This is a genomic window from Brevundimonas vesicularis (assembly GCF_032067225.1).
GTDB classification, from domain to species: Bacteria; Pseudomonadota; Alphaproteobacteria; order Caulobacterales; family Caulobacteraceae; genus Brevundimonas; species Brevundimonas vesicularis_F.
The window spans coordinates 1-5,821 of sequence record NZ_DAMBJX010000027.1 but is presented as its reverse complement, the minus strand read 5'-3'; the positions used below and the strand labels follow the sequence as shown (position 1 = coordinate 5,821).

General features: G+C 67.7%; 9 protein-coding genes. 6 read left to right on the top strand and 3 right to left on the bottom strand.

Features of this window, described 5'->3' with window-relative positions; all coding sequences use genetic code 11:
- The 3 genes from RT123_RS08710 to RT123_RS08700 form a co-directional block, all read left to right on the top strand.
- On the top strand, nucleotides 1-529 hold a 529-nt coding region (locus tag RT123_RS08710; protein WP_313008762.1), incomplete at its 5' end, for an RNA polymerase sigma factor.
- Nucleotides 526-927 (top strand): hypothetical protein, encoded by a 402-nt coding sequence (locus RT123_RS08705; RefSeq protein ID WP_313008761.1) that lies wholly within the window; start codon nucleotides 526-528, stop codon nucleotides 925-927. The genes RT123_RS08710 and RT123_RS08705, both read left to right, overlap by 4 nt.
- On the top strand, nucleotides 924-1,436 hold the full coding sequence (locus tag RT123_RS08700) for a periplasmic heavy metal sensor (protein WP_313008760.1): 513 nt from the start codon (nucleotides 924-926) through the stop codon (nucleotides 1,434-1,436). Before RT123_RS08705 ends, RT123_RS08700 begins: the two co-directional genes overlap by 4 nt.
- A 14-nt stretch (nucleotides 1,437-1,450) precedes the next feature.
- On the opposite strand, the gene RT123_RS08695 is transcribed toward RT123_RS08700, so the two are convergent.
- Entirely contained in the window at nucleotides 1,451-2,131 is a 681-nt protein-coding gene (locus tag RT123_RS08695; RefSeq protein WP_055752818.1) for a bifunctional 4-hydroxy-2-oxoglutarate aldolase/2-dehydro-3-deoxy-phosphogluconate aldolase, read from the bottom strand.
- Nucleotides 2,132-2,279: 148 nt separating this feature from the next.
- On the opposite strand from RT123_RS08695, the gene RT123_RS08690 reads away from it, so the two are divergent.
- Complete coding sequence (locus tag RT123_RS08690) at nucleotides 2,280-2,636, top strand: hypothetical protein (protein WP_295208468.1); 357 nt, start codon at nucleotides 2,280-2,282, stop codon at nucleotides 2,634-2,636.
- Between the two features lie 71 nt (nucleotides 2,637-2,707).
- Here the strand turns inward: RT123_RS08690 and RT123_RS08685 are convergent, their stop codons facing one another.
- Nucleotides 2,708-3,604 (bottom strand): alpha/beta hydrolase, encoded by an 897-nt coding sequence (locus tag RT123_RS08685; RefSeq protein WP_313008755.1) that lies wholly within the window; start codon nucleotides 3,602-3,604, stop codon nucleotides 2,708-2,710.
- On the opposite strand from RT123_RS08685, the gene RT123_RS08680 reads away from it, so the two are divergent.
- On the top strand, nucleotides 3,591-3,848 hold the full coding sequence (locus RT123_RS08680) for an Lrp/AsnC ligand binding domain-containing protein (protein ID WP_045811868.1): 258 nt from the start codon (nucleotides 3,591-3,593) through the stop codon (nucleotides 3,846-3,848). The two genes, RT123_RS08685 and RT123_RS08680, sit on opposite strands and share 14 nt — an antisense overlap.
- Here RT123_RS08680 and RT123_RS08675 read toward each other — a convergent pair.
- Complete coding sequence (locus RT123_RS08675) at nucleotides 3,845-4,348, bottom strand: GNAT family acetyltransferase (RefSeq protein ID WP_313008754.1); 504 nt, start codon at nucleotides 4,346-4,348, stop codon at nucleotides 3,845-3,847. The two genes, RT123_RS08680 and RT123_RS08675, sit on opposite strands and share 4 nt — an antisense overlap.
- A 114-nt stretch (nucleotides 4,349-4,462) precedes the next feature.
- Here RT123_RS08675 and hmgA point away from each other — a divergent pair, with 114 nt between their 5' ends.
- Entirely contained in the window at nucleotides 4,463-5,758 is a 1,296-nt protein-coding gene (gene hmgA / locus RT123_RS08670; protein ID WP_313008753.1) for a homogentisate 1,2-dioxygenase, read from the top strand.
- Nucleotides 5,759-5,821 lie beyond the last annotated feature (63 nt).

The following is a 5,821-nucleotide window of genomic DNA, read 5'->3' as shown; positions in this document are numbered from 1 at the left end:
GGGGCAGGGCGACCCGGCGGCGGCACAGACGCTCGTCACGCGCAAGCTGCCGCGCATCCTGTCGCTGGCCCAGCGCATGCTGGGCGACGCCGTCGAGGCCGAGGACGTGGCCCAGGAGACGATGCTCAAGGCCTGGCGTCAGGCGCCAAAGTGGACGCCCGGCAAGGCCCGGTTCGACACTTGGCTGCACCGGGTCGCGCTGAACCTCTGTTACGATCGGCTGAGGCGTCGGCGCGAAATTCCGACCGACACGCCGCCGGATCGTCCCGACGAAGGCCCGGCGCCGGATCGCGGTCTGCTGGCGGCCGAGACGGGCATGCGGGTCACGGCGGCCCTGAAACGTCTGCCGGACCGACAGCGCGAGGCCATCGTCCTGTGCCATTATCAGGAGCTGTCGAATATCGATGCGGCGGCCCTGATGGAGATCAGCGTAGAGGCGCTGGAGAGTTTGTTGTCGCGCGGTCGTCGCGCATTACGTCTGGCCCTTTCGGACATCGGTCCGGGGTCGATTAGAGGAGACGGACGATGAAGGCGGAACGGTTGCACGAACTGGCGGACGCCTATGGCGCCGACCTGCGTCGGTGGCCCGCGTCCGAGCGCGCCTTCGCCGAAAGCCTGATCGCCGCCGATCCATCGCTGAATGCGGTGCTGGATCAGGCGGCCGCGCTGGACGCTCTGCTCGACGCCGCGCCCAAACCTGTCCCGTCCTCCGCCCTGACCGCGCGCATCCTTGCGGCTGCGCCCCGGGCGAAAAGCCGTCTGGGCAAGGCGATCTGGTATCTGGGCGCCGGCTGGGCCGCCGCGGCCTGTGCGGGCGTGGTCGCCGGCGTCGGCCTGACCACCCATCTGACGGCCGACGCGCGCGCCGATGCGGTGCTTTACCAATCCTCGCTGACGGGCGTGGATGACACGGAACTGCTGGGATGACGTCCAAGAGCCTGAAGATCGTCCTGGCCGTCTCGGTGGCCCTGAACCTGTTCGCCGTGGCGGGCGGCGTCACCTATGTCGTCAATCGCGATCGGATCGAACGCCGGATCGAGGATCAGCGCCGTCCGGGCCGCGAGGGACCGCTGGCCGAGGTGCTGGCCGATCTGGATCCGGCCGTGCGCCAGCGCGTGCGCACCTCGCTGCGAGAATCGGCCCTGGCGGCGCGTCCTGATTTCGAGGCGGCCCGCGCCGCCCGGCGAGAGGCCATCGACGTCGCCGGTCAGCCCACTCTGGACGCGGCCCGGGTCGAAAGCTTGCTGGAGCAGTCCAGAGCCGCCGAGATGCGGGGCCGCACGCGCCTGGAAAACGGCGCGGTCGCGGTGCTGGCGACGCTGACGCCCGAGGAGCGTAAGGCCCTGGCCCCGATCCTTCAGCGTAAGGGCAACGCCCGTCGCGCCGCAGCCCACGGGCCGGATCACCGTCAGCCGGACGACCGCGCGCCCCGCTGACGGCGCTGGGGCGCTCAGCCCTTCTTGGACGCGCGGAAGGCGGCGACGGCGTTCACCGCCGAACGCACCGACGCCTCGATGGCGGCCCAGTCGCCCGACTTCACGGCGTCATCCGTCACTAGTTTGGAGCCCATACCCGCCGCGACGATGCCCGCTCCGAACCATTTGGCGATCGACGCCTCGTCCGGATCGACGCCGCCGGTGGGCATGATCTTGACCCAGGGCATCGGGCCCTTGACCGCCTTGACGAAGTCCGGTCCGCCGACCGACGAGCCGGGGAACAGTTTGACGATGTCGCAGCCCAGCTCGTGCGCCTCGCCGATGTCGGTCACCGACCCGCAGCCGGGGAAATAGGCGACCATGCGCCGATTGCAGACCTTGGCCACGTCGGGGATCAGGCAGGGGCTGACCACGAACCGGGCGCCCCGGTTCAGATAAAGCGAGGCCGTGCCCGCATCGACGACCGATCCAATGCCCAGGACGACGTTCGGGTCGGTCTTGATCAGTTCGCGATTGATCTCGCCGAACAGGTCGCAGGCGAAGTCGCCGCGATTGGTGAACTCGACCACCGGCGCCCCGCCGCGCGCGCAGGCGCGAATGACGTTCAGACTGACCTCGGCGTCGGGATGGTAGAAGACCGGGCACACGCCCTGGGTCTGAAGCGCCTGAAGCACGCTGACGCGATCATGGGCCATGGACGGGTTCCTCTGCGATAGGTTCGCGTCCGACCTCCGCTGTCGCGGACGCAAGGTCAAGTCAAACCGCGTTAGCGCGGACGTTCTCTTGACGGCATGTGGCGAAAGGCGGACCGTTGTTCGGTCAATCGCCTGTGGGAGAAGCAGGATGTTCGCCGCCCTCGCCGTCGTCGCCCTTCTGACCGTTCAGGATCCGCCGCCCGCCGCCGACATGGACGGGGCGTGGTCCGTCGATCTGGCGACCGATCCGGCCCAGCCCTATCGCCAGCCCATGAACCTGACGCTGCAACCCGATGGCGTCGTGACGGGCGACTTCTACAACAGCCGCATTGAGGCGGGCCGATGGAAGCGCCAGCACGGCCGGCTGTGCGTCTCGTTCCGCACCACCGACGGCGCAGGCCCCTATCACACGGCGGCCTGCCTATCGGGCGATCATGTCGAGGGTCAGACCTGGGCCGAACACCGCAACTTCGTCTTCATCTGGCGCGCCGACCGCCCCTCTTGAAGCCTCGCCGCTCAAGCCCATCTGTCAGGGAGGGGAGTGGGGGATTTCATACGAATTAGACGAATTAGACTCTATTTTTCGCCGCCGGGTCTGATTGACGCCCAGCGTCGATGGGCCAGGTCGGCCAGCCGTTTGACCAGGGTGCTCTGCGCATCGAACAGCGGATCCAGAACCGTGAAATGGTTCAGGCCGGGCAGGGCCTCGAACCGCGTCCCGGCGCCGGCGTCGCCCCAGCGCGCGGCCATGTCGCGGCTTTGATCCACGAAGGCCTCGCTCTCCGCACCGCCGACGATGCAGTCCAGAACCGCGCCGTCCGGCGCCGGCCAGCGCATCGGCGACAGGGCCTCAGCCTCGGCCGTACTCAGGTCCAGGCCGACGTTGATTGAGGTGGGAATCAGCGGTTCCAGATCGAACACGCCCGAGAGGGCGACCGCCGCCGAGGCTCGCCCGTCCGCCACCAGGCAGGCCGCCATATGCCCGCCCGCCGAATGGCCGCTGACGACGGGCGCGGCGCCGGTGCGGTCGCGGATCAGATCGACCGCCGCCCGCGCCTGATCGACGATCCGGCCCAGCCGCACGCTCGGCGCCAGGTCATAGGTCGGGATGGCGACGCTGACGCTGTGGGCCATCAGGGGTGGAGCCACGAAGCTGAACCAGCCCGCATCCAGCGCCTGCCAGTATCCGCCGTGCAGGAAGACCACGACCGGCGCCCCGTCCCCGGCGTCGAACCAGTCGATCCGCTCGCGCTCGCCTGGGCCGTATTTCAGGACCTGGGGCGGATGGGCGGCGCGGGCGGTTTCCGATCCCGCCTTCCAGCGCGCCATCACGGCGGGGTGGTCGGGGACCAGGGCGCGGTTGTTGTATTGCGCCTCCAGAACGGCGTCTGTGTCTTGCGGCTTACCCGTCACGTCTTCGTCCGCTAGAAGCGCCCTCGAACCAGAGGACTGATCCGCCATGATGACCGCCATCTTCGTCTTCATCAAATGCGAGCTGGGCTACGCCAACGACGTCGCGGCCGACATCGTGGATAATGTCGAGAACGTCTCGGAGGTCTATTCCACGTCGGGTCAGCACGACCTGCTGGCCAAGTTCAACCTGCCGCGCGACGCCGACATCGGCACCTTCGTGACGAAACAGGTCCAGACGCGGCCGCACGTGCGCGACACCTTCACCGTCATCACCTTCTCGCCCTTCCTGCCGTCGAAGGTTTAGGGCGCGGCCTTTTGCCTGACCTTGTCCTTGCGATCCTCGGCCTCGTCGTCGTCGCCGACCTTTTCCTCGACCGTGGCCGACAGGCGCTGGAAGACGCCCAAGCCCACCAGCACCAGCACCGAGGCGATCAGCAGGGCGGTGGGATAGAGCAACTGCGCCACATCCTCGCGCGCCGTCTTGAACACCACCACCAGCGCCTCGAGGAACAGGGCGATGACGATGGTCGATAGGAACTTGGTCAGGCTGCGCCGGGCCTCGGCGGCGCTGCGCTTTTCGTTGCCGCGTCGAACCTCGTCCTCGAAGATGTATTTGGCCACGTCGAACACGGCGATGGCGACGATGACATAGCCCAGCACGTCCAGAACTGCATCGGCGCCGGACTTGTCGGGCGAGCCGATGCCGTGCAGCGCATCCTTCACCCCGAACCCGATCAGGGCCATGGCTGCCAGCAACAGCAGCAGGCTGGCGAAGGCGAACACCGCCCGGGTCAGATAGGTCATGGAAATCCCTCCGCGAGGCCACAGCAACGCGCCAACCGCCAAGCTGTTGCCTGACGGGCAAAGGGTGACGCTGGCGCCGGGGACGGCTAAACGAGGGGCATAGGGAGACATGATATGACGCGATCCAACGCGCCCGCCTACATGACCGGTTTCGGCAATCATTTCGCGACCGAGGCCGCGCCCGGCGCCCTGCCGGTCGGCCGCAACTCGCCGCAGAAGACGCCGATGGGCCTGTATGCCGAACAGCTGTCCGGCACCGCCTTCACCGCCCCGCGCGCCGAGAACCGGCGCAGCTGGCTCTATCGCCTGCGTCCGTCGGCCCAGCATGGGCCTTACACCCCCTTCGATCAGGGGCGGGTCCGCTCCGGTCCGTTCGATGAGACGCCGCCCAATCCCAACCGGATGCGCTGGGATCCGCTGCCGATGCCGCAGGCTGCGATCGACTGGGTCGAGGGGCTGACGACCTATGGCGGCAACGGCGAACCGGATGGCGGGGCCGGGGCGGGCATTCACCTGTATGTCGCCAACCGATCGATGACCGACCGGGTCTTCTATGACGCCGACGGCGAACTGCTGATCGTGCCACAGGAGGGGGCGCACCGCTTCGTCACCGAGTTCGGCGTCATCGAGGCCCAGCCGGGTCACATCGTCCTGATCCCGCGCGGCGTGCGGTTCCGCGTCGAGGTCGAGGGGCCGGTGCGCGGCTATGTCTGCGAGAACTACGGCAGTCCGTTCCGCCTGCCGGATCTCGGTCCCATCGGCTCGAACGGCCTGGCCAATCCGCGCGACTTCGAGACGCCGATTGCGGCCTATGAGGACGTGGATCGCCCGACCGAATGCGTCCAGAAATACGGCGGCCGTCTCTGGGCCACGACCTTCGGTCACAGCCCGCTGGACGTCGTCGCCTGGCACGGCAATCTGGCCCCCTGCCGCTACGATACGGCGCGGTTCAACACGATCAACACCGTCAGCTACGACCATCCTGATCCGTCGATCTTCACCGTCCTGACCAGCCCGTCCGAGACGCCCGGCACGGCCAATATCGACTTCGTCATCTTCCCGCCGCGCTGGATGGTGGCCGAGGACACCTTCCGCCCGCCGTGGTTCCATCGCAACGTGATGAGCGAGTTCATGGGTCTGGTGACCGGCGCCTATGACGCCAAGGCGGGCGGATTCGCGCCAGGCGGCGCATCGCTGCACAACCGCATGAGCGGCCACGGCCCCGATCAGGCCAGCTATGACGGCGCGATCAAGGCCGAACTCAAGCCCCACAAGATCGAAAACACCCTGGCCTTCATGTTCGAGACGCGCATGCCGATCCGCGTCACGAAATGGGCGTCGGAATCACCGCAGATGCAGCTCGACTACGACGACGTGTGGTCAGGCTTCACCAAAGGACAGATTTCATGATCCGCATTTCCCTCATCGCCGCCGTCGCGCTTCTGGCTGCCGCCTGCTCGCCCCAGACCACGG